This is a genomic window from Agrobacterium sp. LMR679 (genome assembly GCF_027157905.1).
Lineage (GTDB): Bacteria > Pseudomonadota > Alphaproteobacteria > Rhizobiales > Rhizobiaceae > Agrobacterium > Agrobacterium leguminum.
The window spans coordinates 1727541-1754428 of the sequence record NZ_JAPVOJ010000001.1 but is presented as its reverse complement, the minus strand read 5'-3'; the positions used below and the strand labels follow the sequence as shown (position 1 = coordinate 1754428).

The 26888-nt window shown below is 60.4% G+C and carries 22 protein-coding genes and 2 pseudogenes; 9 read left to right on the top strand and 15 right to left on the bottom strand.

From position 1 onward, the window contains the following. Positions 1-10: 10 nt before the first annotated feature. The 3 genes from O3W47_RS08240 to O3W47_RS08230 all read right to left on the bottom strand — a co-directional run bounded on the left by O3W47_RS08240 (position 11) and on the right by O3W47_RS08230 (position 3648). A complete protein-coding gene (locus tag O3W47_RS08240) occupies positions 11-1198 on the bottom strand; it encodes a M20 aminoacylase family protein (RefSeq protein WP_269313434.1) in 1188 nt (395 codons plus the stop codon). Positions 1199-1280: 82 nt separating this feature from the next. Then, positions 1281-2621 (bottom strand): LLM class flavin-dependent oxidoreductase, encoded by a 1341-nt coding sequence (locus O3W47_RS08235; RefSeq protein WP_269313433.1) that lies wholly within the window; start codon positions 2619-2621, stop codon positions 1281-1283. A gap of 22 nt (positions 2622-2643) precedes the next feature. After that, a complete protein-coding gene (locus tag O3W47_RS08230; RefSeq protein WP_167857049.1) occupies positions 2644-3648 on the bottom strand; it encodes an LLM class flavin-dependent oxidoreductase in 1005 nt (334 codons plus the stop codon). A gap of 300 nt (positions 3649-3948) precedes the next feature. Here O3W47_RS08230 and O3W47_RS08225 point away from each other — a divergent pair, with 300 nt between their 5' ends. Next, on the top strand, positions 3949-4398 hold the full coding sequence (locus O3W47_RS08225) for an RrF2 family transcriptional regulator (RefSeq protein WP_127755725.1): 450 nt from the start codon (positions 3949-3951) through the stop codon (positions 4396-4398). 31 nt (positions 4399-4429) lie between these two features. Here O3W47_RS08225 and O3W47_RS08220 read toward each other — a convergent pair whose 3' ends face one another. From O3W47_RS08220 to O3W47_RS08200, 5 genes are all read right to left on the bottom strand, one after another. Beyond that, positions 4430-5374 carry an acyl-CoA dehydrogenase family protein gene (locus O3W47_RS08220; RefSeq protein WP_080819230.1) on the bottom strand — a complete coding sequence of 315 codons (945 nt, stop codon included), beginning with the start codon at positions 5372-5374 and terminating at the stop codon, positions 4430-4432. 50 nt (positions 5375-5424) lie between these two features. Next, complete coding sequence (locus O3W47_RS08215) at positions 5425-5970, bottom strand: flavin reductase family protein (protein WP_149741745.1); 546 nt, start codon at positions 5968-5970, stop codon at positions 5425-5427. 189 nt (positions 5971-6159) lie between these two features. After that, on the bottom strand, positions 6160-7329 hold the full coding sequence (ssuD, locus tag O3W47_RS08210) for an FMNH2-dependent alkanesulfonate monooxygenase (RefSeq protein WP_269313432.1): 1170 nt from the start codon (positions 7327-7329) through the stop codon (positions 6160-6162). A 167-nt stretch (positions 7330-7496) separates the two neighbouring features. Next, entirely contained in the window at positions 7497-7694 is a 198-nt protein-coding gene (locus tag O3W47_RS08205; protein WP_003524684.1) for a hypothetical protein, read from the bottom strand. Between the two features lie 187 nt (positions 7695-7881). Beyond that, the gene (locus tag O3W47_RS08200) at positions 7882-8484 is read right to left on the bottom strand and encodes an alpha/beta hydrolase (RefSeq protein WP_269313431.1); all 603 of its coding nucleotides are present in this window, start codon (positions 8482-8484) and stop codon (positions 7882-7884) included. Positions 8485-8884: 400 nt separating this feature from the next. Here O3W47_RS08200 and O3W47_RS08195 point away from each other — a divergent pair, with 400 nt between their 5' ends. Next, on the top strand, positions 8885-9955 hold the full coding sequence (locus tag O3W47_RS08195) for an LLM class flavin-dependent oxidoreductase (protein WP_269313430.1): 1071 nt from the start codon (positions 8885-8887) through the stop codon (positions 9953-9955). A 60-nt stretch (positions 9956-10015) separates the two neighbouring features. Here the strand turns inward: O3W47_RS08195 and O3W47_RS08190 are convergent, their stop codons facing one another. The 3 genes and pseudogenes from O3W47_RS08190 to O3W47_RS08180 all read right to left on the bottom strand — a co-directional run bounded on the left by O3W47_RS08190 (position 10016) and on the right by O3W47_RS08180 (position 13898). Beyond that, a complete protein-coding gene (locus O3W47_RS08190; RefSeq protein WP_269313429.1) occupies positions 10016-11194 on the bottom strand; it encodes an acyl-CoA dehydrogenase family protein in 1179 nt (392 codons plus the stop codon). Beyond that, positions 11191-12222, bottom strand: coding sequence for an ABC transporter substrate-binding protein (locus O3W47_RS08185; protein ID WP_269313428.1), 1032 nt, complete (start codon positions 12220-12222; stop codon positions 11191-11193). The genes O3W47_RS08190 and O3W47_RS08185 overlap by 4 nt, the downstream gene beginning before the upstream one ends. A gap of 67 nt (positions 12223-12289) precedes the next feature. Then, positions 12290-13898 (bottom strand): annotated as a pseudogene (locus tag O3W47_RS08180) (ABC transporter substrate-binding protein). 270 nt (positions 13899-14168) lie between these two features. On the opposite strand from O3W47_RS08180, the gene O3W47_RS08175 reads away from it, so the two are divergent. The 7 genes from O3W47_RS08175 (at position 14169) to O3W47_RS08145 (ending at position 21450) form a co-directional block, all read left to right on the top strand. Next, on the top strand, positions 14169-15158 hold the full coding sequence (locus O3W47_RS08175; protein ID WP_135397142.1) for an ABC transporter permease: 990 nt from the start codon (positions 14169-14171) through the stop codon (positions 15156-15158). After that, positions 15155-16150 carry an ABC transporter permease gene (locus O3W47_RS08170; protein ID WP_137453854.1) on the top strand — a complete coding sequence of 332 codons (996 nt, stop codon included), beginning with the start codon at positions 15155-15157 and terminating at the stop codon, positions 16148-16150. The genes O3W47_RS08175 and O3W47_RS08170 overlap by 4 nt, the downstream gene beginning before the upstream one ends. Beyond that, positions 16147-17145, top strand: coding sequence for an ABC transporter ATP-binding protein (locus O3W47_RS08165; RefSeq protein WP_269313427.1), 999 nt, complete (start codon positions 16147-16149; stop codon positions 17143-17145). Before O3W47_RS08170 ends, O3W47_RS08165 begins: the two co-directional genes overlap by 4 nt. Next, entirely contained in the window at positions 17123-18058 is a 936-nt protein-coding gene (locus O3W47_RS08160) for an ABC transporter ATP-binding protein (RefSeq protein ID WP_269313426.1), read from the top strand. The genes O3W47_RS08165 and O3W47_RS08160 overlap by 23 nt, the downstream gene beginning before the upstream one ends. Positions 18059-18076: 18 nt before the next feature. Further along, entirely contained in the window at positions 18077-19132 is a 1056-nt protein-coding gene (locus O3W47_RS08155; RefSeq protein ID WP_127755717.1) for an aldo/keto reductase, read from the top strand. Positions 19133-19202: 70 nt separating this feature from the next. Next, positions 19203-20441 carry an acyl-CoA dehydrogenase family protein gene (locus O3W47_RS08150; protein WP_269313425.1) on the top strand — a complete coding sequence of 413 codons (1239 nt, stop codon included), beginning with the start codon at positions 19203-19205 and terminating at the stop codon, positions 20439-20441. Positions 20442-20478: 37 nt separating this feature from the next. Next, positions 20479-21450 carry a LysR substrate-binding domain-containing protein gene (locus O3W47_RS08145; RefSeq protein ID WP_269313424.1) on the top strand — a complete coding sequence of 324 codons (972 nt, stop codon included), beginning with the start codon at positions 20479-20481 and terminating at the stop codon, positions 21448-21450. 16 nt (positions 21451-21466) lie between these two features. Here the strand turns inward: O3W47_RS08145 and O3W47_RS08140 are convergent, their stop codons facing one another. The 4 genes and pseudogenes from O3W47_RS08140 to O3W47_RS08125 form a co-directional block, all read right to left on the bottom strand. Beyond that, on the bottom strand, positions 21467-22819 hold the full coding sequence (locus O3W47_RS08140) for an LLM class flavin-dependent oxidoreductase (protein ID WP_269313423.1): 1353 nt from the start codon (positions 22817-22819) through the stop codon (positions 21467-21469). A 48-nt stretch (positions 22820-22867) separates the two neighbouring features. After that, positions 22868-24463 carry an ABC transporter substrate-binding protein gene (locus O3W47_RS08135; protein WP_262531229.1) on the bottom strand — a complete coding sequence of 532 codons (1596 nt, stop codon included), beginning with the start codon at positions 24461-24463 and terminating at the stop codon, positions 22868-22870. A gap of 41 nt (positions 24464-24504) precedes the next feature. Further along, the gene (locus O3W47_RS08130) at positions 24505-24855 is read right to left on the bottom strand and encodes a DUF3088 domain-containing protein (RefSeq protein ID WP_174023088.1); all 351 of its coding nucleotides are present in this window, start codon (positions 24853-24855) and stop codon (positions 24505-24507) included. A 429-nt stretch (positions 24856-25284) separates the two neighbouring features. Next, positions 25285-26873 (bottom strand): annotated as a pseudogene (locus tag O3W47_RS08125) (ABC transporter substrate-binding protein). Positions 26874-26888 lie beyond the last annotated feature (15 nt).

The window sequence follows — 26888 nt, the reverse complement described above, 5'->3', positions numbered from 1 at the left end:
AATTTTCGCGTCAGGAGAGATAGGCTTCCGCCAGCCGCACCCAGAAGCGTGCTGCCGGCGCGATGATCGCGTCGTTGAAATCGTAGTGGGGGCTGTGCAGCGGTGCGCTGTCGCCATTGCCGACGAAGAGATAAGAACCGGGCCGCTCCTGCAGCATGAAGGCGAAATCCTCGCTCGCCGTGCGCGGCTGGAACGCTTCGGCGATCTGCCCGGCGGCGAAATACCGTTTGGCGACATCGCGGGCGAAGACCGTCTGAGAGGTGTGGTTGATGACCGGCGGGAAACCGCGGGAATAGGCGACCTCTGCCTTCGCGCCGAAGCTCTCGGCCTGCGCTTCGGCCAGCGCCGGGAGCCGCTCCTCCAGCCTGTCACGCACGGCAGGCGAAAAAGCCCGGGCGGTGATCTGAAGCTCGACGCTTTCGGGAATGACGTTGGAGGCGGTTCCGCCATGGATGGAGCCGACCGTCAGCACCGCCATCTCGCGCGGATCGACATTGCGCGAAACGATGCTCTGCAGGGCGGTGACGAAGCTTGCCGAGGCGAGAACCGGATCGACCGTCTCATGCGGCGCGGCGCCATGCCCGCCCTTGCCGACGATCCGCACCTTCGCCTTGTCGACGGAGGCCATGGCGGGGCCTTCGACGAAGCCAAACTGTCCGGTGTCGACACCCGGCCAATTATGAAGGCCGAAGACAGCATCGACCGGAAACCGCTCGAAAAGCCGGTCCTTTATCATCGCCCTTGCCCCGGCGCCGATCTCCTCGGCCGGCTGGAAGATCAGCGTCAGCGTGCCGGAAAAACTCGATGTTTCGGCAAGATACCGGGCAGCGGCAAGCAGGATCGTCGTATGGCCATCGTGACCGCACGCATGCATGACGCCCTGCGTCTGGCTGGCATAGGCAAGGCCGGTATCCTCGACAATCGGCAGGGCGTCGATATCGGCGCGAATGCCGACGCGCTTGTCGCCATGACCGCGTTTCAACGTGGCGACAACGCCGTGGCCGCCGACACCTTCCGTCACCTCATATCCGAACGACAAGAGATAGCGGGCGATGAGCGCCGCCGTGCGTTTTTCCTTGAGCGAAAGCTCGGGATGCCGGTGGAGATCATGCCGGATGGCGATGCTCTCGTCGATGAAGGCAAGGATTCCCCGTTCGGCGTCGTCCTGCGGACGCGCGCCGTCAATGCGGATATTCATGGTTTTGTCTCCTGCACGGCTCGCTACGCGCCGCGTCTTGAAATCTGCACCGGGCGGCAATCGTCTCCGCCCGGCAGCAAGCTCAGGCGATGGCCTTGTCCGACCCGTTTTCGCGGCGGGAATAGACGCTTTCCCTGAAAGGCAGGCCGAGATGGTCGCGCAGCGTCGCCCCTTCCAGATGCGGATCGAAATAACCGCGCCGTTGCAGCACCGGGATGACGAGGCGGATGAAATCGTCCAGTCCCTCGGCAATCACCGGGAAGCCCAGAATGAAGCCATCGGCCGCATCGTGCTCCACCCAGCGGATGATTTCGTCCGCCACCTTGTCTGGTGTGCCGATAAAACCTTCACGCGGGGTCGCTGCCTCCAGCGCCGCCTCGCGCAGCGTCTGGTTCTTTTCCTTGGCGCGCCGCTTGATGCGATCTGTCGTGGAGCGGAAACTGTTTTTGCCGATCTCGCCGAGCTCAGGGAAAGGCTCGTCCAGCGGATAGGCGCTGAAATCATGATGATCGAAGAAACGGCCGAGATAAGCGAGCGCATCCTCGATGGTGATGAGGTCGCGAATGACGTCGTATTTCGCCTCCGCTTCTTCCTGCGTCTCGCCGACAATCGGGCCGATGCCGGGGAAAATCTTCACATCGGCAGCGGACCGGCCCTGCGCAACGGCGCTCTGTTTTACACGCTTGAGGAAGGTCTGGTTTTCCTCCAGCGAAGCGGAATTGGTGAAGACGGCATCCGCATGTTTGCCCGCAAGACCGATGCCGGCATCGGAGGAACCGGCCTGGAATACGACCGGCTGCCCCTGCGGCGAACGCTGGATATTGAGCGGGCCTTCCACCTGGAAGAAGCGGCCCTTGTGGCCGAGCGTATGGAGTTTGGCGCGGTCGAAGAACTGTCCCGTCTCGCGGTTGCGCAGGAACGCGTCATCGTCCCAGCTATCCCACAGGCCCTTGATCACTTCGAGATATTCATCGGCGATCTCGTAACGCAGCGCATGTTCGGGGTGGTTGCGGCTGTAATTCTTCGCCGTACCTTCAAGCGGTGTCGTCACGGCATTCCACCCGGCGCGGCCGCCGCTCAGCAGATCGAGCGAGGCGAACTGACGGGCAATGGTGAAGGGGTCGCTATAGGAGGTCGAAACGGTGCCGGCGAGACCGATCTTCGAGGTCACGGAGGCGAGCGCCGAAAGGATCGTCAGCGGCTCGAACCGGTTGAGGAAATGCGGGATCGACTTGTCATTGATATAGAGCCCATCCGCCACGAAAGCGAAGGCGATGCCCGCCGCTTCCGCCTTCAGCGCGGTCTTCCTGAAGAAATCGAAATTGACGCTGGCATCCACCGGGCTTTTGGGGTGCCGCCAGGCATTCATGTGCCCGCCGGGGCCCTGTAGCATGATGCCGAAACGGATTTTCTTTCTCGTCATGTCATTCCCTCCTCAGAGAAAATTACGCCGCCCGGGAAAGGCGATGCGTGGCAAGCAGTTCTATCGAGGCAAGCCGCTGATCGGCACCGACATGCGGCGGCTCGATGATGAATTCCTCGATGCCGTGCTCTTCGGAAAGCGCACGAAGCGCCTTGTGAATATCCTCCGGCCCGCCATGCAGGACGTTGGGCTTGCGCTCTTCGATGCGGTAATCGGTATCGCCGGACTGGCGGGCGAATTCCTCCGCCTGTTCACGCCGGCCGAGGTTGAACGCCCTGCCGTCGCTGAGGAATACCCGGTAGATGCGCTGACCTTCCACCTGTCTCGCGGCATGGGCGGGGTCGCTGGCCGCAAAAGCCGACAGGGCAAGGATTGGAGCGCTTCCGCCGCTTTCTTCCCGGAATGCCGAGAGGCTGCGGCGAAGAACTTCCGCATCGCCATTGAGATGGCCGGCAAAAACGAAATTCCACCCTCTTGAAGCCGCAAGCCTTGCGCTTTCGGGGCTGGCGCCGAGCAGGAATCGTTCCGCAGCGACCGGCGGCGCAGGTGTCGCCTGCAGTCCGGCCTGTGCGTGACCCTGCGGCGCGGCGCCGGACAAAAACGTGGTGAGTTCGCCGAAAGCCGTTTCGAAATCCGGTTTACGGGCAGGATCATAGGCCTGCTGCAAGGCCGACGTCGCCAGCGGCAACCCGCCCGGTGTCTTGCCGATGCCGAGATCAACCCGGCCGGGCGCGAGCGACGACAGCACGTTGAAAACCTCGGCGACCTTGTAAGGGCTATAGTGCTGCAACATGACACCGCCCGAGCCGACGCGAATGTGGGAGGTCTTCGCCAATATCCACGCAACCAGCGCTTCCGGCGCGGAACCGGCAAGCTCCGGCGAATTGTGATGTTCGGCCACCCAGAAACGGCGGTAGCCCAGCTCTTCGGCGCGTCTGGCAAGATTGATCGTGTCGCGGAACGCACTCGCCGCGTCCTCACCCGTTGGAACCGGGCTCTTGTCCAGCAAACTGAGCGTATACATCATCACCTCGCGTGTCTTTGATGCATACTTTGTCTACCGATTTTATATTCTAATAAAGGATGATCGTTCCACGTTGCAGCGCGATCAGAGAAAATATTGTTTTCAGTGATGTTTTCGAGAACCGGCCCTGGCAAAGCCATCGGTAGAGCCGAAGGAGGCCCAAAAAGGCGGCAACAGGCCGTTTTCCGCGCCAAACCCGGACGAAACGGGCTTGCGCCGGAATTCGCTAAAAACTACTTAGTAAGTTAGGAATAATATGGCCCGGCGCCGTAAAACGTGCCGACTCTCTTTTCGGATCATGCGATGTTGACCAAAAAAGGCAAATACGGATTAAAGGCTCTTGTCGATCTGGCGCAATTGCCCCAGGGCGAGACCGCCTTCGTGACCGAAATTGCGGCCCGCAACAATATCCCGAAAAAATTCCTGGATACTATTCTTCTGGAGCTGCGCAATAGCGGCATTCTGCGCTCCAAGAAGGGCCCGAATGGCGGTTATTCGCTGTCGAAAATGCCATCCGAAATCATGATCGGGCAGGTCATCCGCACGCTGGACGGCCCCCTGGCCCCCATCCGCTGTGCAAGCCGCACGGCTTTTGAAGCCTGCGACGACTGCGACGATCCGGAGACCTGTCAGGTCAGGGTTTCGATGACGGACGTGCGTGACGCTATCGCAACCATTCTGGACAACATGACACTCGCACAATTCGTGGCCAAGGATGGGCAGAACGCCCGCTCCATTCCGGCCGGCGAATAGGGTTCCGCACGGCCATTCATTCGAGCTTTGCCTATTGCCTGCGCAGATCGTCGTCCAGCGACGCGATCAGCCCGGCTTCACTGACGCCTTCAACAAGGCCGAGGCGCGCCATCAGGATTTCAAGCGTGATGGCATTGTTGCGAACCGAGCGAAAGGTGACGTTTTCCGCTCCCACCTGCGCCGCATCGATATTGGCCGCAAGGCTGGATATCTGCGCCTTCAGGAGCTCGATGGCGAGAAATATCTCGCCTATCACGGGTCGCGCCGCGCCATCGCCGGCCAGCCTGTCGATCAGCAGCGCCGAAAGTTCACGCTGCTTTTGCCCCAGAGCCACGGCCGCTTTCAAAAGGGTAGAAACGGAAACGGCCAGATTTCCGGCACCCTGAGCCAGGAACACCACCTGATCGGCGCGTAACAGACCTTCCCATGACGTATTGGGGCGGTTGCGCAGAACGACAAGCAAAGGCTGCCCGGCCGTGTTGACGGCCGGCACGACGATCCAGTCCGCGTCGCCCCTCACCGACCCCGCAACGTCATCGGGAAGCCGCAGGGCGTAGTCGTCTTCCGTCACCGTAACCGCCTGATCCAGATCCGCGGCAGATATCGCCAATGCGAAGGTCTCGCCAAGATCGAGACGGGCGAAGAGCGCCTTGCGCTGGTCTTCGCTGCCCGCATTCCTGATGAATTCAAGCGCGGTGAAATGTTCGACGAGATCATGCGCCGCCGCCGCATCGGCTGCGGAAATGATGGCGAGCGCCTGCGAGAGAACATCATTGGTGATGTCCGTCCCGCCCAGTTCCGTTGGAACGGAAAGAGCAAGAAGACCGGAACGGGCGATCCGCGCATGAATTTGCCCGGGACTTTCAACGGCGCAGTTTTCGGCGATCGTCCGGGCAACGGTCAGCACATCGACATCCGCGCCGAGGCGTGGAGGAACGAAACGAAGTCTTTCGCCGAGAGGCGTGACGGATCCCATGCTCAACTCCCTCAAAGAATGACAAAGTGGAAGCGCCGAACGACCGGCGCTCAGTCCAGAGAATGATAACGCCCGTTTTGATAGAGCAGCGAATGGCCGGAGCCGATGCGGATCGCCTCCACCTTGCCGATGACGATGACATGGCTGTGCCGTTCGATCGTCTCTTCAATGGTGCAATCGATCGCGGCAACTGCATCTTCGAGAATGGGCGCGCCGCTCGACAGCCGCGTCCATTCCGCACCGCGATACCGGTCCGGGCCCTTCAGGCCGCCGATGCCGGCAAACTGATTGGCGACGAACTGGTGGTTCGCCCCGACGATGTTGACGGCGAGATGACCGAAACGCTGCACCACCGGCCATGTGGACGAGGAGCGGTTGAGCGCCACCAGAATGCGCGGCGGATCGACCGACAAAGCGGTGGCCGAGGTCACGGTCGCGCCCGTTCGCTCGTCGCCCTCACCCGCCGTAATCACACTGACGCCGCCGCCCAGCGTTCTCAGCGCCGCCTTGAGGCTGTCGGCATCCGCCGCCCTGCCGGCGACCGGGTCGCGGAGGTTGATGAATTGTTGATCCTTGGCCGCATATTGCAATGTCATCGGGTTGCTCCTGAAAACAGCTGAATTGTTCAATAGCTAGCAGCGGCGGCGGGGGGTGAAATAGACATCGTTTTCCATAATGATAATATTCTATAGAAATAATGTTTTATGTGCTGCCGTCTGATTTCGTCCCGCTGCAAGGATATCTGCCGAAAAGGTGGAAGGCACAGGTCACCTCCCGTCGAAGGATCAGGATCCGGACACCAGCTTGACGTTGCCGCCATGACCGCCGCCACCGAAAACCTGTTTCGCGCCGAAAGAAGATCGTATCTGGTTGCGGGGTCCGCCGAGCCCGATTTCCGGAAACAGCAGTTCGGATAGCCGATAGGCTTCCTCCAGATGCGGATAACCCGAGGCGATGACGGTATCGATGCCCAGCGCCTGATATTCCCTGAGCCGCGCCGCCACCGTCTTCGGCGAACCGACCAGCGCCGTGCCCGCACCCGAACGGACGAGACCGATGCCCGCCCACAAATTCGGAGAGACTTCCAGCCGGTCGCGCCGGCCATTGTGCAACGCCTGCATTCTCGCTTGCCCGACGGAATCCGAAGCCCTGGAGAAGACTTCCTGAGCGGATGCGATGGTTTCGTCGGAGAGCTTCGAGATCAGCCGCTCGGCATCGGCCCATGCTTCCTCATCGGTTTCACGCACGATGAAATGCAGGCGGATGCCGAAGGTAACCTTACGCCCCTTTTTGGCGGCGACGGCGCGCACCTTGGCGATCTTTTCCGCCACCTGCTCCGGCGGTTCGCCCCAGGTGAGATATTTGTCGGTGATACCGGCGGAAAACTCGATGCCGGCATCGGAAGAGCCGCCGAAATAAAGCGGTGGGCGCGGTTCCTGCACCGGCGGCAGGCCGAGTCTTGCGTCCACTGCCTTGATATATTTGCCGTCGAGGCTTCCCTTGCCGGTTTCGATCAGCGAATTGAAAACCTGGAAGAACTCATCGGCGTGATCGTAACGCTCGTCATGCGGCAGGAAAATGCCGTCACCGGCCAATTCCTGCGCACTGCCGCCGACCACGATGTTGAGAAGCAGCCGGCCATGGGAAACGCGATCGAGCGTCGAAGCAAGCCGCGCATAATAAGCGGGCGAAGCGACGCCCGGACGGATGGCGACGAGGAATTTCAGCTTCTCGGTATAGGCGGCGAGATTGGCCGCAAGGATGAAGGATTCTTCGCAGGCGACACCGGTGGGGATGAGCACGCCTGAATAACCGAGCCGATCGGCGGCCTGGGCTATTTCCCGAAAATAGCCGGGATCAGCAGGACGCGAAAGATCATCCGAGCCGAGATAGCTGCCATCGCCTGAGGTGGGTATGAACCACAGAAAATCGAGTGGTTTATCGGATGTGCTCATCGGCAGGTCCTTTGCAATCTGCCCTCGGGCAATGCGCTTGATGATGAAAGGGTAGCCAATTCCCCGGCGCGTTTAAGAAATTTTGTTCCAATTTCCATCCGGCGAGGAGAGTTTCTCTCCCGGACAAACCGCGCTGCGAAGGGAAAAGGCACCCTCGCTGATGGTCGTCAGAAGACCGGATAAAGGCCGAGCATCGCAAAGTTCATTTCGCAGATCTCTTCCCGTTCGAGTTCGAGATCGCTTTTCTCCTGCCTGATGCGTCCGGAATGATCCAGAGGATGAAGGCTGACCTGTTCCTCTTCCCGCGGCTGACGCCGGGTCAAACCGAACAGATCGAAAGTAAACGCATGAAGTCCCTGCGGCATGTGCGCCTCCTTTGCTCAACTCCCCTTATCCTCGGGCGACCGTCCGAAATCGTCAATATTTTCCATAAAATTACTATTCTATAATTGGAGGATCACCGGCAAATGTGGACTAAGGTTGCGGCGGTGGGAAAAAATCCGTTTCCGGCCGCCGATAATCGGGCACGGAACTGAACGATCAGTCATTTCCTCAAAAATGTGCTTCGCCCAGGGCAGTCAATCTACGCAATCTCGATCCGGCCACCGCCGTTGCCGATGCGCCATCCGCCTTCAACCGCTCGAAAAGAGCATAACCCTCAGGCCATCGTCCGTAGCCGCTGGCAATATTGATGTGCCCGACGGCGCCGAGATTGATGAGATCGCTCCCCCACAGGCTCGCACTGTGCGCGAGCTCTTCGCAATCCATATAGGGATCGTTCATGCTGCCCACGACGAGGCTGGGGAAAGCAAGCGGTTGCAGCGGAAACGCACCGAACCGGACGATACAGGGATGCATCGCCTCAACGCGATCGAGATGAGCGGGTGCGACCAGAAGCGCGCCCTTTATCTTGGCGGCCGAGGGGCGAGACGCCATATTCGCCACCAGCAGGCAACCGAGGCTGTGGGCGACGACATAAGCGCTTTCGACTGTCTCCAGCGCGGCCTCGAGACGATCGAGCCAGTCCTCGAGAACCGGGCATTGCCAATTATGCTGATCGACCAGCCGCGAGTCGGGATCATCCAGCAACCAGTGCCGCTGCCAATGTCCTTCATCCGAACCATTCAGGCCAGGGACAATCAAGGTGGTACACATGCCTGCTCCATGGGTTGTGGGCGGTATGTCGCAAGCATGGTGAATTTCGCGATTTCCGTCGACTATTGCCTTGCTCACCTTTCGAAGCCTCGCGAAAAATCGATCCAGACAAATTCAATCATGCAGAAAATGCGTTCTCAACGATGCAGATAATGTCGACCAGAGGGAATCATTTCCTCAAATTTTTTATATAGAAAATATGTGCAATATAGGCTTTCCAGACGGAAAGCTTTTCCTCCGCCGCACGACAAAAGAAACGTCGCTGCTTCGCCGGGCCGCCGCCGCTTTGCCATTCTCGCATCTGCGGAGGCTTGCGCCTCCCGGGAGCCACAAGCGGTGAAGGCCAAATGTCAGCAGGGCCATTCCACCGCACCATAAAACGAAAATTCAGGCGGATAATGTGAGCAGCACGAGCGAATTTCTCTGGTACATCCCCAATGACGTCAAACCCGGCCACCGGGGCGACGCCGTCAGCGAAAACCACAATAGTCTCGATACATTGACGAGCCATGCCAAAGCGCTTGAAACCCATGGCTGGAAGGGCGCGCTGATCGGCACCGGCTGGGGACGTCCGGATACATTTACGGTGGCGGCGGCGCTTGCGGCGCGTACAACCACATTCGAGCCGCTGATCGCTATCCGTCCCGGCTACTGGAAGCCCGCCAACCTCGCATCCGCTGCCGCCACGCTCGACCAGCTTTCCGGCGGTAGAGTTCGGATCAACATCGTTTCCGGCCGGGATGAGCTTGCCGCCTATGGCGATGAAGAAGGCGATCAGGCGCAGCGTTATGCCCGCACGAAAGAATTCATGCGGCTGGTGCGGCGGCTCTGGACCGAAGAAAACGTCACTTTTAATGGCGATCATTTCCGGGTGACGAACTCCACGGTTTCGCCGCGCATCGCCGCACGCGAAGGCCGGCCGCATCCCAAACTCTATTTCGGCGGCGCTTCCGAAGCGGCCGAGCAGGTTGCCGCAACCGAGGCCGATGTGCAGCTTTTCTGGGGAGAACCGCTCGCCGGCGTGCGCGAAAGGATCGAGCGGCTCAGGCACTTCAGCGAAAAGCTCGGCCGCGATCTGCCGCCCCTGCAATTCGGCCTGCGGATCACCACGCTGGTGCGAAACACCACGGCCGAGGCATGGCGCGATGCGGAAGCAAAAGTTGCCGAAATGGCCGCAAACAATGGGGTACGCTGGAACGACCATCTTCAGGCGGTAGCTGTCGGCCAGCGCCGCCTGCTGGATTTGCACCGTCAGAGCGACGTGCTGGACGACAATCTCTATACCGCGCCGGGCAAATTCGGTGGCGGCGGGGCGGGAACCACATGGCTTGTCGGTTCGGCGGAAGATGTCGCCGCGTCGCTGCGCAAATACCGTGCGCTGGGCATCAGCCATTTCGTGCTTTCCGACACGCCCTATCTCAAGGAAATCGAGCGGCAGGGCGAGAGCTTGCTGCCGCTGCTGCGGGATTGATGGGCGTGGCTTGAACATGGGCGGCCCACCTCGGACAGGGCCGCCCTTTTGCTTCGTCGGTCAACCGCCCGCCGCCTTGATGCTCTGACGACCGAGAATCGTTCGGATCATATGGCTCTGCGGCGCATGCGCCCTTGCCGTGATGGCATCGCGGTGATGGCGCTCAAGGTCGTAATCCCGGCGCAGGCCGCGATTGCCGCCAAGCTCCAGCGCCAGATCCGTCACCGCCACCGCATTGTCGATGACCACATGGCGAACGGCCAGCGCATCGGTTCCCACCCGCTCCCCCGCATCCACATCGCGGGCGACGGAGAGAAGGAGGCGGCGGTTCGCCGCCAGCAGCACCTCGATCTGGCCGAGACCTTCCTGAATGCGGGGGATGGAGGACAGCGGTGCGCCAAGACTTGCCGGAACATGGCCATTCAGATGGCGCAACAGATCGTCTCGCGCCGAAAGCGCGACACCGTGATAAACGGAAGCCAGCAGCACGAAGAAATTATAACCATCCGCTTCATCGCGCCGCAGCGGCTCGTCCGCCGGCTGTTCGGCGACGATATCGGCAAGCGGCACCTTCACATCTTCCAGCACCAGATCATGGCTGGCTGTGGCGTACATGCCGGTCGCCTCCCATGCTTTTTCCTGGGCGATGCCAGCCGCATCGAGAGGAACCAGAAGCTGGATGAGACGCGGCGTCTCTTCCGTCGTCACGGCAAGCACGATTGCCCATTTCAGGCCCGGCAGGCCGGTGACGAAGCTCTTGTGGCCATTGACCACCCAAAAATCGCCCTCAATCCGCGCCGTCGTTTCCGGCAGACCGCCATGGGCCGGCGAACCGACACCCGGCTCCGCCTGCGCATTGTTGAGGAGCGCCGGCTCCCTGCTATTGGCGGCCAGTACCCTTGCCGCAAGTGCTGCCGGCCACCTGCCGCGCCGGATCGCGGCATGAACGCTGTAATGCATGGCGAGGATGAGGGCGGTCGACGGATCGCCCCTGGCAATGGCCGTAATGACGGCATGGGCCGTTTCCATGCCTTCGCCCCAGCCGCCATCCTTTTCAGCCGTGACGAGACCCAGCAGGCCTGACTTGAAAAGCGCCTCGAAATTACCGGCGGCGAATTCGCCGCTTTTGTCGTGGTCCGCAGCGGTCAGGCTGAAATCCCCGGCCAGCGCGGTTGCAACGGCGACGGGATCTGGCCGCTGCGCCTGTGCGGTCGCAACGGCGGAAAGTGCAACGCTCATGCCACCGCCCTTTCATTTGGCGTGACGAAACGGTCATCGATCCAGTCGCCCAGATCGAAGTCGTTTTCAAGGAAGCCCCATTGATGCAGGAAGTCCTTGTAATGGCCGACGGCACCGACAAGGTCGGCATCGAGGCCGAGACCGAGATGGCGGTGAACCTCAGCGCCATTGGCGGCCAGAACCTGCTCCTCCGTCGCGCCGGCCTCGCGCGCGATGAAACGGCGCGTCTCTTCCGGGTGCTGTTCTGCCCAGAGCGAGGCCCGGGCGATGGCGTCAACCAGCCGCTGCACCAGATCGGGGCGCTCATCGGCAAGCCGTCCGTCGACCGTCAATACGCGGGGAGAACCGGAATTGATGCGTATCTTCGGGTCGGGGTGAAAACCGAACTCCGCCACCTGCACCGCACCGATCAGGTTCGCAGCGGCAATACCGGCCGTTCCCTTGACGAAAATAGCATCGACCTCGCCCCGCAGCAGCGCGATGATTTCCTCACCGAAAGACTGCCGGCGCTTCAGGCCGAATAGCGACGGCCCTTCCTGCGAGGCCAGCACCGTATCCTTGATGACGATGTCCGTTAGCGCGACATCTTCGACCTTCAGCCCTTCCAGCGAAAGCGCCGAAACGATGCCCTTCAGCGCCGTCGCGCGCATGAAATCGACAATGCCTTCCGGTCTGCGCGGCACTCCGAAACGGCGACCGACAAGATCGGCAACAGAGCGGATACCGGTTTCCGGCAGGGTGATGATTGCCTGAAACTCGTCCGTCCACGTCACCCCGATGAGGCGCGTATTGCGCCCTTCCGAGCGGGCGCGGATGGGCGGCACATTGCCGCCGTGGCGGAAGGACCATTCCAGCGTGTGGTTGAAATGGCTCTGACGAACGGAACGGTCAGGCGAATCGATGATGGATTTCAGCGATATGCCGACCTCCTCGAAGGTCTGTCCGAGATAACCGAGCTGCGCCGCCAGTCCCACGGGCGTGGGCACCGGGCAGCGTGTGTACCAGATTTCAGAAAGTGACGTGCTCATGGCTTTGTCCTCGATGAAAGGGAAAAGTCCCGGCCCGCAGCAAAGGGGGCCGGGTCTGGTGAAACGATCAGGATGCGGCGATATGCGCGAAGGCGAGGCTTCCCGCCACACCTTCGGCGCCGATGGTGTGATCGGCGATACGCTTGTTGAAGATGGTAATTTCTGGTGCTGCAACGATATCGATGGCCGGTACGTCCTCTACGAGGATCTGCTGGATTTCCTTCCATTGCGCAACGCGCTTGTCCGGATCGATCTCGATGGCGGCGGCTTCGAGAAGCGCATCCACCTTCGGATTGCTGTAGGCCGCACCATTGGAGAAAGGCACGCCCTTCTTGAAGTTCTTCGACCAATAAAGCCGCTGCACGCCGACGGTCGGATCGAAGAAATTGCTCATGCCCTCATAGGCAAAATCGAAATCGCGATCCGTGTAGATGCGCTTGGTATAGGTGGCGAAATCCTGCGTGCGCACCGTCACGTCGACGCCGACTTTCGCCAGCGCCTGGCGAATATAATCCGCGCCGCGCGGATAGGCTTCGGTGCTGGGCACGTAATCCAGATTGAGCTTGAAACGGATGCCATCCGCACCGCGCTTGTATCCGGCCTCATCGAGAAGCGCTTCGGCGGCCTTCAGATCGATCGGATAGGTTTTCAGATCATCCACGAACCATTTCGTCAGCTTGGGATTGATCGGCCCGGTGATGGTCGCGCCGTAACCGTAATTAACGGTGTTGAAGATGACGTTGCGGTCGATCACATGCGCGAAGGCGCGACGGACGCGTACATCCTTGAACACATCCTTTTCGAGATTGAACTCCACGCGGCTGACGGAATTCGAATATTGATAGCCGTTTGTCTCAAAACCGAGGCTCGGAAGCTCTTTCAGGCGATCGAGATCGCTATAGGCGACCGGCGTGCTGGGGGCCAGATCGATCTCGCCGGTTTCAATGGCAATCGCTCGGGCGGAAGCGTCGGGAATGAAGCGGACGATCAGCTTGTCGAGATAGGGGCGCGGCGCATCCCAATAATCGGCATTGCGCTCGAAAACGATATGGCTGCCGCGCACCCACTCCTTGAACTTGAACGGGCCGGTGCCGATGGGGCGCGAGATTGACCGGGCTTTCGGTGACTTTCGTACCTTCATAGAGATGTTTCGGCACGATGGGCGTTTCGGCGGCAGCGAGCGCCGTTATGAGGTATGGCGCTGGTTTGGAAAGAACCAGAACAGCCGTCAACTCATCAGGCGTCTCGACGCTTGTGAGGTTCAGGAATGTATTACGGCCGCGCGGATGCACTTCCTTGATGGTATTGATGGAGAAAGCTACATCGGCAGAGGTGAAGGGCTTGCCGTCATGCCACTTTACGCCAGGCCTCAGCTTGAAGGTGTAACGCAGGCCATCCGCGCTCACATCCCATGATTTGGCCAGCAGCGGCTTGGGATTGAGATCGAAATCATAGGTCAACAGACCTTCGGTCACCTTTGGCGATATATAGACGGAATTATAGGCCGTATGCGCGATCGTCGTCAGCACCGGCGGTTCCGATGAGATGAGCAGGGTGGCCGTGCCGCCACTTGCCGGCTCCGCCGCGCGGAGCTTCAGCCCCGGCAAAGACACCACGCCAAGCGCCACCGAGGCCAGCAGGAAACCTCGCCGCGTCGTCTGGTTGAAAATAGTCATGCGATACCCTCTCCTTGATTGAACCGGCGAAAAACCGGCAAACTGAACGGTCGCGCTTAGGAAGAAGTTTGTTCCGCAGAGGAGAGTGAGTTTGGCATGAAGAACCAACCATTCTCATAATTAGGAATTATCTTTTCTTTATGGCGCATATTTCCGTAAATTTCAGAAAATAATTCTATTACTCTTTGACAAATTCCATAAAATTAGTCAACTAATACTCACGCCTTTCGAGGCTGATTTTATGTTTCCCACGCTTACGGACTGGAGCCGATGTCGAATTCGAAACGGATTTTATCGCAGGCAAGACGGGTGGCCATTCAGGCCATTCCGACGGTTCTCGGTATCGTCATCCTGAACTTCTTCCTGCTGCAGCTGGCGCCGGGTGATGCCGCCGATGTCCTGGCAGCGGAAGCGGGTTCGGCAACCGTCGAGACCATGGCGGAAATCCGCTCCCGCTTCGGGCTTGATCTGCCGGTTCTGCATCAGCTGATGAACTATCTCGGCAATCTGGCCCAGTTCAGCCTTGGTTTTTCGCCGCGATACGGCATGCCTGTGGCAGACCTTATCGGCCAGCGCCTGCCCGGCACGCTTGCGCTGATGGGCGCAGCCCTTGGTATCGCGATCTTCGTCGGCGTGTTCCTCGGCTCCATCATGGCGCTCTTCTCCGGCAAGCTGCCGGACCGGATCATTTCGATTGGCTCACTGATCTTTTATTCCGTACCGGGTTTCTGGATCGGCCTGATGCTGATCCTGACCTTTTCGGTGAAGCTCGGCTGGCTTCCGTCCGGCGGTGACAGCACCATCGGCAGCAGCCTTACCGGTTTTTCAGCCTTTCTCGACAGGCTGCGTTACATCGTGCTCCCCGCCCTGTCGCTGGCGCTTTATTTTCTGGCCATTTATGCCCGCCTCACCCGTGCGGCGATGCTGGAAGTGAAATCCCAGGACTATGTGCGCACGGCGCGTGCCAAGGGCGTTTCGCCGGTCAGGCTCACCACGCGCCACATCCTGCGCAACGCGCTCATCCCCATCACCACCATGGCCGGCATGCACATTGGCGGACTACTCGGCGGCGCCGTCGTGGTTGAAACCGTCTTCAGCTGGCCGGGCCTTGGCCGCCTCGCCTTCGAAGCCGTGATGGCGCGGGATTTCAGCGTGCTGCTCGGCATTCTGCTTCTCTCCTCCCTCGTCGTCATCATCGTCAATGCGGCCGTGGACCTCTTGCAGGCATGGCTCGACCCCCGCATCGGAGAAAGCCGATGAATTCCTCCCACACGACAGCGGTTCTCAACACGGCGGAACTTGGCGCTGAAGAGACCAATCCCAAACCGAAAAAGCCGGAAGAAAAGGCCTGGCCCTATATTCATGCGCCGGATGCGCTTTCTGCCCGCTCCGTCTCCGTGCCGCGACGTGGACTGCGGCGCGAACTGAAAATCTTCCTCACCAATCCCAACGCCATCGTCGGGTTGCTGTTTCTCGCCACCGTCATCGTCACCGCACTGATCGCCCCGTTGATCTATCCCGGCGATCCCCTGGAAATGGTGGCCCGCCCGTTCCTGTGGCCGGGCCAGAACGCGGCCTATCCGCTCGGCACTGATTCCATGGGCCGGGATGTTCTGGCCGGCATCGTGCATGGCGCGCGCATTTCGCTCACCGTCGGTGTCGTGGCAACGCTGATCGGCCTCACCATCGGCATCGCGGTCGGCGCCTTCGCCGGTTATTTTGGTGGCGTCATTGATGATATCCTCGTCAAGCTCATCGAAATCTTCCAGACCTTGCCGAATTTCGTGCTCTTGGTGGTGCTGGTCGCCATCGCCCAGCCGTCTGTCACCACGGTCACGTCGGCCATCGGCATCATCACCTGGCCGCTCGTTGCGCGTCTTACCCGTGCGGAATTCCGCGCCACCCGCGAAAAGGATTATGTGCTCGCCGCGCGCAGCCTGGGTTATGGCCATGCCCGCATCGTGTTTCAGGAAATCCTGCCTAATGCGCTGCCGCCGATCATCGTTACTTCCTCCGTCATGGTGGCGGGTGCGATCCTCATGGAAGCGGCACTTTCCTTCATGGGCCTTGGTGACCCCAACCGCGTTTCCTGGGGTTCGATGATCGGTTCCGGCCGCGATGTCATCCGCACCGCCTGGTATCTGACCGCCCTTCCCGGCCTTGCCATCGTCTTCACCGTCATTTCGCTGAACCTCATCAGTGATGGCCTCAACGATGCGCTCAACCCCCGTTTTTCGGAGGAACGCCGATGAGCAAACTGATCGAAGTCCATGATCTCTCCGTCAGCTTCGGCTCAACCCAACCGGTCAAAGGCGTCAGTTTCGATGTCAGCCCCGGCGAAATGCTGGCGATCGTCGGCGAAAGCGGCTCCGGCAAATCCCTGACGGCGCTTGGCCTGATCGGCCTGCTGCCCTCCCATGCCAAGACCGGCGGCCGGGTTCTGCTCGAGGGCCGCGATCTGCTGCCGCTTTCCGAGCGGCAATGGCGCGGCATTCGCGGCCGGGATATCGGCATGATCTTTCAGGAGCCGATGACCTCGCTCAACCCTGTCCTGACGGTCGGTGAACAGATCATCGAGGTGCTGCGCATCCATGAAAAGATCGACCGGCATCAGGCCCGCAAACGCGCAATCGAGCTGCTGGACCTCGTCAACATTCCCGATGCCGGCCGCCGGGTGGATGATTATCCGCACCAGCTTTCCGGCGGCATGCGCCAGCGTGTGATGATCGCCATCGGCGTTGCCTGCAATCCGAAACTCCTGATCGCCGACGAGGCGACGACAGCTCTCGACGTGACGATACAGGCGCAGATCCTGCAACTGCTCGACAATCTGCGCCACGATCTCAACATGGCGGTCATCCTCATCACCCACGATCTCGGCATCGTGGCACAATGGGCGGACCGGGTGATGGTCATGTATGCCGGCCGTAAAGTGGAAGAAGGGCTGCCGGAACCGGTTTTCTCCAACCCCTACCATCCCTATACGCGCGGCCTGCTTGCCGCCTCGCCGCGCGCGGAAGACGGCCAGCATTATCGCGACGGGCCGCTCATCGAGATTCCGGGCTCCATCGTTTCCGCCACGGGGGAACGCGGTTGCGCCTTCCGGCCACGCTGTCCGAGCGCCCGTGGTTTCTGCGGGCAGTTCGTGCCGCCGCTGAGGCCGATTTCGGAAGGCCGCTACGCCGCCTGCCCCTTCGTTGCTCCCACATCCCAGGAGGTGTCCAATGACGCTCTTGTCAGTGCATAGCCTTTCCACCCACTACTCGGGCGGACGCGGAACCGTGCGCGCCGTCGATGACGTCTCGCTTGATATCGAGGCGGGCGAAACCGTGGCACTGGTGGGCGAATCCGGCTGTGGCAAATCCTCGCTCGGCAAGTCGCTGATGCGTCTGGTCGAACCGTCATCCGGCAGGATCACCTTCAAGGGCGCTGATGTCACGGCCATGACGCCTTCGCAGCTGCGCGGCATACGCCGCCGCATCCAGATGATCTTTCAGGATCCCTTCGCCTCCCTCAATCCGCGACAGACGGTGCGCACCATCCTTACCGGGCCGCTGAAAGTGCACGGCATCGGCGACCGGGCGCGCCAGCGGGAGATTGTTGAAGCCATCGTCGCGCAGGTCGGCCTGCCGGCGGATTCGCTCGACCGTTATCCGCATGAATTTTCCGGCGGTCAGCGCCAGCGCATCGGCATTGCCCGCGCACTGGTTCTGGAACCGGAACTGGTGGTCTGCGACGAGCCGGTCTCGGCGCTCGATCTGTCGATACAGGCGCAGATCCTCAATCTTCTGGTGGAGATGAAAAAGCGGCTTTCGCTGTCCTATCTCTTCGTCTCCCACGATCTGTCCGTGGTGCGTTATTTCTCCGACCGCGTGCTGGTCATGTATCTCGGCAAGATCGTCGAAAGCGCCCCGACATCGGAACTCTGGGCTTCTCCGAAGCATCCTTATACTCGCGCCCTTCTCGCTGCCGTTCCCGATCCCGCCCGCCGCAAGCAGGCGGCACCGATTTCCGGCGATCTGCCGAGCCCGCACGATCCGCCATCCGGCTGCCGGTTTCACACACGCTGCCCGCTCGCCACCGATCTCTGTCGCGAAAAAGCGCCGGATTACACCCTTTTCGGCAAGAACCACGCCGTGGCCTGCCACCATGCCCAATAACTTAAAGGAGCAACCATAATGGTCGACTATCGCTATCTCGGACGCAGCGCGCTGAAAGTTTCACCGCTGAGCCTCGGCACGATGATGTTCGGAGGCCCGACACCGGATGACGTGGCCTTCCGCATCATCGACAAGGCACGCGAACAGGGCATCAACTTCATCGACACCGCCGATGTCTATCACGACGGCAAGTCGGAAGAGGTCGTTGGCCGCGGCATCAAGTCCACGCGCGATCACTGGGTTCTGGCGACGAAATTCGTCAATTCCCATACCAAGGGCCCGAACCTTGGCGGCCATTCTCGCAAATGGGTGATCGAGACCGTCGAAAATTCGCTGCGCCGCCTCAACACCGACTATATCGACATCCTCTATTTCCACCGCGCCGTCTTCGATGCGCCGCTGGAAGAGCCGGTGCGCGCCATCGCCGATCTCATCCGCGCCGGCAAGCTGCGCTATTTCGGCGTTTCGAACTTCCGCGGCTGGCGCATTGCCGAAATTTCGCATCTGGCCGACCAGCTCGGCATCGACCGGCCGGTTGCCAGCCAGCCGCTCTACAACATCGTCAACCGCACGGCGGAAGCCGAACAGCTGCCGGCCGCGCATAATTACGGCCTTGGCGTCGTGTCCTATTCACCGCTCGCACGCGGCGTACTGACCGGCAAATATCAGCCGGGCGAACAGCCGGGTGCCGATACCCGCGTTGGCCGTGGCGACAAGCGCGTTCTGGAAACGGAATGGCGCCCGGAATCGGTTGAAATCGCCCAGAAGGTCGCGGCCCATGCCGCATCGAAGGGCGTTTCGGCAGCGGATTTCGCGCTCGCCTGGGTGCTGAACAACAAGTTCGTCACCGCCGCCATCACCGGCCCGCGCACCGAAGAACACTGGAACGGCTATATCCGCGCCCTCGATGTGAAAATCGATGCCGAAGATGAAGCACTGGTCGACAGCCTCGTCACCACGGGCCATCCGTCCACACCCGGCTTCAACGATCCGAGCCATCCCGTCGAAGGCCGCGTGCCGCGCAATCTCGAGGCTGCACATCGCCCGGCGCTCAAGCCGCGCGCGGTCGCCTGATCGTCCAGACGAACATGCCTGCGGCGCGATTGTGCCGCAGGCTATCACATCCGCTCACGGGAAAACCGCAATGTCCAATCCGAAACCACAGACAATCACCACCGACAATTCCGGCGTGCCGAGCCGTGGCGAAATCCTGGCCCGGGCAAAGGACATTGCGGCTATCGCGGCCCGGGATGCCGCCCGCCGCGAGCGCCAGCGGGAACTGCCCTTCGATATCTTCGCCCTTATCAAGGAGGCAAAGATCGGCACGCTGCGTGTCCCCGAAGCCAAGGGCGGACCGGGCGGCTCGATTGCCGACTATATCGAAGTGCTGATGATCCTCGGCGAAGCCGACAGCAATATTCCGCACGCGCTGCGCAGCCATTTCAATTTCACCGAAAATCTCGCCCTTGCACCAATCGAGCTGGAGGACCGGCGGCATCTCGAACATGTCCTTGCCGGCAAGCTCTTTGCGGGCGCCAGCACCGAACAGGGCACCAAACGCCCCGGCGAAATCACCACGCGGCTGAGTGCCGATGGCGACCGCTACCGGCTGAACGGCCGCAAATGGTATGCGACCGGTACGGCCTTTGCCGATTTCGGCACCTTCAGCGCCATTGGCGATGACGAGCAGCCGATCGGCGTGCTCATTCCGCTTGATCGTACTGGCATCACCATCCTCGACGACTGGGACAGCATGGGCCAGCGCATGACGGCAAGCGGCGGCGTGCTGCTTGAAAATGTCGAGGTGCTGCCTCATGAGCTGACAACCCGCAAGCTCGGCACCCAGATCGGCCGCCACAGCTCGGCCATGCGGCAGCTGCACCTTGCTGCGTCTGCCGCCGGCGCCGTTCAGGGCGCGCTTAATGACGGGGTGGAATATGTTCTGCGCCAGGCACGCACCACGCTTCACAGCGCTGCGGAAACCGCCAATCAGGATCCCTTCGTGCAGAAGATGCTGGGTGAAATCAGCGCCGGCGCTTTCGCCGTCAAGACACTCATCCGCGAAGCGGCCAGAACGCTCGACCGAACGGCTGCCGCCTTCGCGAATGGTGACGAAGAGGCCATTGAGGCAGCCCTGCTGGAAGGCTCGCTTGCCACCGCCCGCACCCAGATCATCGCCTCGCAGCTTTCGCTGACCGTCGCCACCAACCTCTATGAACTCGGCGGCGGCTCGGCGACCTCGAGCGACCGGAATTTCGATCGTCACTGGCGTAACATCCGCACTGTCTACAATCACAATCCACTTGCCCATAAGGCGCGGGTGATTGGTGACTATTACCTCAATGGCACCACGACGCATCTCAGGGAAGGCCGGGTGTTCTGACCATGCGGAAGATGCAGGCGGCAAAGGAGGAACAGCAATGAGAACGGAGTTTGTCGCTCCCGCCGCGAGCCGGGCAGCTTTTCGCCTGCCCACACTTTCCCGCCTGCCGCCGCTGACCGCCTTGCGCGCCTTTGTGGTGGCCGCCCGCCATGCGAGCTTTTCGCGGGCGGCGGAGGAACTGCATGTCTCCACCGCCGCCATCGGCCAACAGGTCCGTATTCTAGAAACCCATCTCGGCCAGCCGCTTTTCAGCCGCCAGCGCGGCGAATTGCTGCTGACGGATGCCGGCAGCGCGCTTTATCCCGGCCTTGCCGATGCTTTCGAGACCATGATCGGCAGTCTTTCCGACCTGATGGTTTCGAATGCCCGACCGCAGTTGAAGGTTCTGGCGGAGGGTTGCTTTGCCGCACGCTGGCTGGCGCCGCGGCTGGGCAGCATCGTTCCGGCACTTGGAGACGTCGAGCTTTCGATCGAATCCATCGAAGGTGAAACCGTCGATCTCACCCATTTTGATGCCGATTGCGCCATCGTCGCCACCCACGCGCAAATTCCGGGCTTTCTTCACGAGCCGCTTTTCGCCGATACCGTTAGCGCTGTCTGCACTCCGCAGTTCGCAGCCCGCCATGAGCTTGCAGGCGAGCCCGCCCAATTGCGGGATCTCGGCTTTGCGATGTTGCGCGGCAATGGCCTGGACGCCGCCTTCGAATGGGCGAACTGGCTGCGCGCGTGCCGCATTCCGCTCCGGCTTTCGGCTACAGGCCCACGTTTTACGCGCCAGACGGCGCTGATAGAAGCAATCTTATCCGGCCATGGCATCGGCCTCGCGCGCCACTCGCTGATTTCGGAAGAGCTGAAAAACGGCCGCCTGATCGCCCCCTTTGGATCACCGCAGCCGACCGCAAGCCGTTACCACCTGCTGACCAGTCCTGACAGGCGGCGGCTGCCGGAGGTCGCATCTCTACTCGCTCTGTTGCGCGAGGATATACGCTCCCTCGAAGCCGCCGCCTGAACACGCCCGTCCCACCTCAGGCGCGTTCCCTTTGCAACTCTCTGGCCGCGTAGATATTGTCCGGCCGTGGCAGGCCATAATGGTCGCGCAGCGTATCGCCTTCGTAATCCTCACGGAACAGGCCACGCCGCTTCAGGATCGGCACCACCTCATCCACGAAGATATCGAACCCGCCATTCAGCCATGGCGGCATGATGTTGAAACCATCGGCTGCGCCTTCGCGGAACCAGGTCTCTATCCAGTCCGCCACCTGTTCCGGCGTTCCGGAAATCACCTTGTGGCCGCGCCCGCCGGCAAGCCGGTGCAGCAATTGCCGGATCGTCGGGTTTTCCCGGTCTATGACATCGAGAACCAGCTGATGGCGGCTGCTATCCGCCTGTGCGCGTGTCGCTTCGACGGCCTCTATTGGCAGCGGCTGGTCAAGATCGGCCGATGACAGGTCTATGCCTGTCATGCGCTGCAATTGCCCGAGCGAAAATGCCGGCTGGATGAGATCGTTGAAGGAGGCCTCAAGTTTGCGCGCCTCCTCCTCGGTTGATGCGATAAAGGGGCTGATGCCAGGCAGGATTCTAACATGGGCGGGATTGCGACCTGTGGCGGCAACACGTCTCTTGATGTCAGAATAAAAAGACCGCGCACTCTCCAGAGTCTGATGCGCGGTAAAGATTGCCTCAGCATAGTGAGCCGCAAAACCACGGCCCTCCTCCGAGGAGCCTGCCTGCACATAGACCGGCCGGCCCTGGGGTGAACGCGGCACGTTGAGCGCGCCCCGCACCCGATAAAACTCGCCATCGTGATTGGCGGGGTGGATGCGGTCTGTCTCGGCAAACAGACCGCTTTCCTTGTCGGCGACGATGGCATCGTCTTCCCAGCTGTCCCAGAGCTTCGTCACCACATCGACGAACTCAATGGCCTGACGGTAACGGTCGGCATGCGGCGGATGCTTCTGGAGATTGAAGTTACCGGCCGCCGCATCCGCCGAAGTCGTGACGATGTTCCAGCCAACCCGGCCGCCGCTGATATGATCGACGGACGCAAACAGCCGCGCGAGATTGTAGGGCTCGTAATAGGTGGTGGAGGCCGTGGCGATGAAACCGATCTTTTCGGTGACGGCGGCAAGCGCCGCCAGCATGGTGATCGGCTCCAGCCGGTGGCGGGCGGCGTAGCGGATATTGGCGTCCAGCACCGGCGCATCGGCAAAGAAGATCGCATCCAGTTTCGCCGCTTCGGCCTTGCGGGCGATATCCTGATAGAGCTTTATATCGGTGACGCGATGCGGCTCTGAATCCGGATGCCGCCATGCCGCCTCATGATGTCCGCCCGGATAGATGAAGGCGTTGAGAACCAGCTTTTCGGATTTTCTGCTCATGGAAATAACCTCTTATTCGCTCTGATGCGGCTTGAAACCGAAGGAGGCTCACGCCTCCTTCGTCACCCAGGCTTTGGCGAGATTGCCGCTCAGCCCCTCTGCGCCGGTCGCATAGTCCTTGATGCGCACGCTGCCGACGACCGGCTGGATGGGAGAGACAAGATTGATGACGGGAAGATCCCTGGCAACGACAGCCTGAAATTCCTTGAAGAAGGCCGCACGCTTTTCGATGTCCGGCTCCACTGCCGCCGCTTCCAGCAGCCGGTCCACCTCCGGATTGGCGTAATGGCTGGCATTGGAGAACGGCAGGCCGATCTTGAAGTTCTTGCTCCAGTAGACGCGCTGCACACCGGCTGTCGGATCGAAAGTGTTGGAGAGGGATTCCACCGAAAGGTCCCAGGCGCGGTCGGTATAGACAACCTTCACATAGGTGCCGAAATCGAATTTCTGGATATCCGCCTCGATGCCGATTTTCGACAGCGCCTGCGCGATGAAATCCGAATAGGTCTGCGGATTGAACGGGTTGGTGGTGACGCGGAGCTTGAAGCGCTTGCCGCCATCCTTGCGCGGGAAGCCTGCCTCATCCAGCAATTTCTCCGCCTGCGCGACGTCGAACTTGGCAAAACCGATATCGGGATTGTGGAACTTCGCAAGGCCGGGGCTGATCGGCGTCGGCGACGGCACGGCATAACCGTAAAGCACGGTATCGATGAGCGCCGGAACATCGATGGCATGGGCGATGGCCTGCCTGACCTTCAACTCTTTGAGATATTCGTTCTCAAGGTTGATGACGAGCTGGTTCTGCTGTCCGGCATAGGCATAGATGCGGTCATCCACCTTCAGCGTCGGGATGGATTTCAGCCGTTCCAGATCGGCAAGCGCGACCGGGTTGGGGCCAATATCCCCTTCGCCGGTTTCCAGTGCGGCGGCACGAGCGCCCGCATCGTTGATGAGGCGGATGATGACGCGGTCGAGATGAGGGCGCGGCGCGTCCCAATAATCGGCGTTTTTCTCCAGCAGGATATGACTGCCCGGCACCCATTCCTTCAGCACGAACGGGCCGCTGCCGATGATCTGGGCGGGTTTCGGATTATCTGTCGGCTTGAAGGTCTCGAAAATATGCTTCGGTACGATTGGCGATTCCGAGGAGGCAAGCGCGGTAATCAGGCCCGGCGCCGGCTTGGAAAGCTTCACCTTCGCGACCAGCGGATCGGAGGTATCGACGCTCTCGACATTCGCGAACGTCGCCCGGCCGCGCGGATGGGCTTCCTTCAGCCGCAGAATGGAAAATTCCACATCTGCCGATGTCACCGGTTTGCCGTCGTGAAACTTCGCCTTCGGCTGCAGATGGAAGACATATTCCAGCCCATCGGCCGAAACGCTCCATTCCCTGGCGAGGCTCGGCTTGGGCGAAAGCTCGTAATCGTAAGTCAAAAGCCCGTCGTAAATCTTCGAGCCGATGAATTGCGGGCCGCCGGCGCTGGTGTTGATCGCCACAAGCTGTGTCGGCTCGGGAAAATAGACGATCTTGAGCGTACCGCCCGAAACCGGTTCTTCGGCAGCGGCAAAGGAACCGCCCGGAAGCGCGACGAACGCCCCGGCAGCGAGTGCAATTTTGTGAAACTGGCGTCTGGAAATAGTCATGTCTGTCTCCGAAAAAAAATCCGATATGCGGGCGCGGCAACTCAGTGCAGCTGCGGGAACCCGTGGCGCTCGGCGAGGATTTGCAAAATGCGTTTGGTGTCCTGAATGAAGTGCGTCTCGCCCTTGGCCGTAGCGTCGCTGGGCGCGTCGCCGGCAAAGACGAACAACGGCAGCGACTGGTTTTCCTCTCCCACGGCGGCGATGACCGCGTCACGCGGGCGCTGGAAACCGACGCGGCGGATATCGATCCCGGCAGCAAGATCAGGAAAGGCGGCAAGCAGGCCTTCGATCTGGTTACAATGCGGGCAGACGAAGCGGACACCGGGGTGCTTTGGGTCCTCAAAACCGGGGGCAATCAAAAAAAGCGTATCCTTGGCCATGGCATCCATCATATGAGGGTGAGATTTCCAGCTCACAGTGCAGGCGGCCAAAGCGTCGGTCCAGAAAGCAATTCTTGCTTCGCGGCGAAGAAATGCTTTGCGCTAAATTATTGATGAAACTTATTTTTTCGAAATTTTCACGGGTGGTATCGCTGTTTCGCCCGACCTGTTTCATGCGCAAAGTTTTTCTCGAAAACGGGCGTGTCGCGCGAAGGTGCAAACAGGGTGGAAGGCGGATTTCGGCAATAAAAAACCCGGCAGAATTGCCGGGTTAATGTTGATGATCGCAGACCCCCTCATCCGTCATGCCGGGCTAGATCCGGCATCCAGCCACGGCGCGTCTGCGCCGTGAGAAGAGTCTCTTGCGATCAAGGACTTGATCGCGCTGGACCCCGGATCCAGTCCGGGGTGACGGAGCTTGGATGCCCCTTTGACAAACACTCACTCGTCTTTCCAGGCCGTCGCCAGATCGCCATAAGCAATATCGATGGTCGTCACGAGCGATTTCAGGCTGGTATTCCGCAAAATGACGGTCGGCAAAGCGACGATGGAGAAATTCGGCAGATCGTCGCCGGTGATTTTCTGGATATCGTGGAACTGCGCCGCCCGTTTCGTTTCGTCCACCTCAATCGCGGCCGCACGGAAAAGATCGTCCACCTTTGGATTGTTGTAGTGGGCGGCGTTGACGTAGGGCGCGGGTTTCTTGATCCCGTCGGACCAATAGAGGCGCTGCACGCCCGCTGTCGGATCGAACAGCCGGCTGATGCCATTCACCGTCAGGTCAAAACCGCGCTCGGTATAGACCCGCTTGATGAAGGTGGCGAGATCGCCTTCGACAATATCCACCTTCACGCCGAGTTTGCCGAAGGATGAGCGGAGATATTCGGCGGTTTTGCGGAAGACGTCGGAAGGCAGGAAGGCCAGCCGCAGTGAAAAACGGGTGCCATCAGCACCTCTCGGGTAACCAGCCTTGTCCAGCAATTCGTTCGCTTTGGCGAGATCAAAAGGATAGGTGAAAGGCTTTTCGTCATTATAGGCGGTGAAGACAGCCGGGATGTTCGACCCGGCCGGTTTGGCCGTACCGAAGAAGATGGCGTCATTGATGAAATCGCGGTCGATGGCATGGGCCAGCGCGTGGCGGACTTCCTTTTGGCGAGGATCGGGTTCTCCAGATTGAATTCGAACACGGCGGCATTGTTGAGATAGGAGTCGGTATAAACCTCGACCGCAAGCTTCGGATTTTGCCGCAGACGCTCCAGATCGCTGTAGGACACATCGGCGGTATAATCCGCCTCGCCTGTTTCCACGGAAATGGTGGTGGAAGCCGAATCGGCGACGAAACGGGCCACGAAACCGTCGAGATAGGGAAGATCGGCCTGCCAGTAGTTCGGGTTCTTCTTCAGCTTCACATAGCTGCCGCGTTTCCATTCCTCGAAGACGAAGGGGCCGGTGCCGACTGGCGCGTTACCGTTCGGGCTTTCATTGTAATTTTCCGAAGCATAGGCATGGGCCGGCAGGATGGGTGTTTCGCCACCCGTCAGCGCCCGCAGGAGATAGGGCGCGGGCTTGGAAAGCACCACCACGGCCGTCAGCGGATCGGGCGTTTCGATATCGGCAATATTGGCGAAGGTGATACGCCCGCGTGGACCGACCTTCTTGAAGGCCAGCAGGGAAAATTTGACGTCCTGCGACGTGAAATCCTTGCCGTCATGCCATTTGACGCCCTTGCGCAGCTTGAAAGTGTGGCGCAGCCCATCCGCCGATGTTTCCCAGCTTTCGGCCAGAACGGGGTGCGGTTTGAATTCGCTGTCGAACCGTACCAGCCCTTCGAGGATTTTCGTGGAAATGGCGCGGGTGCGCGTATTGGAATCGGAAAGCGGCACCAGCGTCGTCGGCTCGCCAAGGCCTGCAAGGGTGACGATCCCGCCCTTTTTCGGCGTTTCGGCCGCCAGAGCCGGCAGGGAGGGCAACAGCATGGCCCCGGTTAGCGCTGCACTCAAAAGCAATGTCTTACGTCTTGTAATATCCATGGATGTTTCCTCTTG

Excerpts from the sequence above, each read along its gene's own strand:
- O3W47_RS08140 (WP_269313423.1), bottom strand. The coding sequence starts at position 22,819 with ATGAGCAGAAAATCCGAAAAGCTGGTTCTCAACGCCTTCATCTATCCG.
- O3W47_RS08150 (WP_269313425.1), top strand. The coding sequence starts at position 19,203 with ATGTCCAATCCGAAACCACAGACAATCACCACCGACAATTCCGGCGTG.
- O3W47_RS08185 (WP_269313428.1), bottom strand. The coding sequence starts at position 12,222 with ATGAGCACGTCACTTTCTGAAATCTGGTACACACGCTGCCCGGTGCCC.
- O3W47_RS08220 (WP_080819230.1), bottom strand. The coding sequence starts at position 5,374 with ATGGGATCCGTCACGCCTCTCGGCGAAAGACTTCGTTTCGTTCCTCCA.
- O3W47_RS08190 (WP_269313429.1), bottom strand. The coding sequence starts at position 11,194 with ATGAGCGTTGCACTTTCCGCCGTTGCGACCGCACAGGCGCAGCGGCCA.
- O3W47_RS08170 (WP_137453854.1), top strand. The coding sequence starts at position 15,155 with ATGAATTCCTCCCACACGACAGCGGTTCTCAACACGGCGGAACTTGGC.
- O3W47_RS08165 (WP_269313427.1), top strand. The coding sequence starts at position 16,147 with ATGAGCAAACTGATCGAAGTCCATGATCTCTCCGTCAGCTTCGGCTCA.
- O3W47_RS08205 (WP_003524684.1), bottom strand. The coding sequence starts at position 7,694 with ATGCCGCAGGGACTTCATGCGTTTACTTTCGATCTGTTCGGTTTGACC.
- ssuD (WP_269313432.1), bottom strand. The coding sequence starts at position 7,329 with ATGAGCACATCCGATAAACCACTCGATTTTCTGTGGTTCATACCCACC.
- O3W47_RS08230 (WP_167857049.1), bottom strand. The coding sequence starts at position 3,648 with ATGATGTATACGCTCAGTTTGCTGGACAAGAGCCCGGTTCCAACGGGT.
- O3W47_RS08155 (WP_127755717.1), top strand. The coding sequence starts at position 18,077 with ATGGTCGACTATCGCTATCTCGGACGCAGCGCGCTGAAAGTTTCACCG.
- O3W47_RS08225 (WP_127755725.1), top strand. The coding sequence starts at position 3,949 with ATGTTGACCAAAAAAGGCAAATACGGATTAAAGGCTCTTGTCGATCTG.
- O3W47_RS08130 (WP_174023088.1), bottom strand. The coding sequence starts at position 24,855 with ATGATGGATGCCATGGCCAAGGATACGCTTTTTTTGATTGCCCCCGGT.
- O3W47_RS08240 (WP_269313434.1), bottom strand. The coding sequence starts at position 1,198 with ATGAATATCCGCATTGACGGCGCGCGTCCGCAGGACGACGCCGAACGG.
- O3W47_RS08215 (WP_149741745.1), bottom strand. The coding sequence starts at position 5,970 with ATGACATTGCAATATGCGGCCAAGGATCAACAATTCATCAACCTCCGC.
- O3W47_RS08135 (WP_262531229.1), bottom strand. The coding sequence starts at position 24,463 with ATGACTATTTCCAGACGCCAGTTTCACAAAATTGCACTCGCTGCCGGG.
- O3W47_RS08235 (WP_269313433.1), bottom strand. The coding sequence starts at position 2,621 with ATGACGAGAAAGAAAATCCGTTTCGGCATCATGCTACAGGGCCCCGGC.
- O3W47_RS08160 (WP_269313426.1), top strand. The coding sequence starts at position 17,123 with ATGACGCTCTTGTCAGTGCATAGCCTTTCCACCCACTACTCGGGCGGA.
- O3W47_RS08200 (WP_269313431.1), bottom strand. The coding sequence starts at position 8,484 with ATGTGTACCACCTTGATTGTCCCTGGCCTGAATGGTTCGGATGAAGGA.
- O3W47_RS08175 (WP_135397142.1), top strand. The coding sequence starts at position 14,169 with ATGTCGAATTCGAAACGGATTTTATCGCAGGCAAGACGGGTGGCCATT.
- O3W47_RS08145 (WP_269313424.1), top strand. The coding sequence starts at position 20,479 with ATGAGAACGGAGTTTGTCGCTCCCGCCGCGAGCCGGGCAGCTTTTCGC.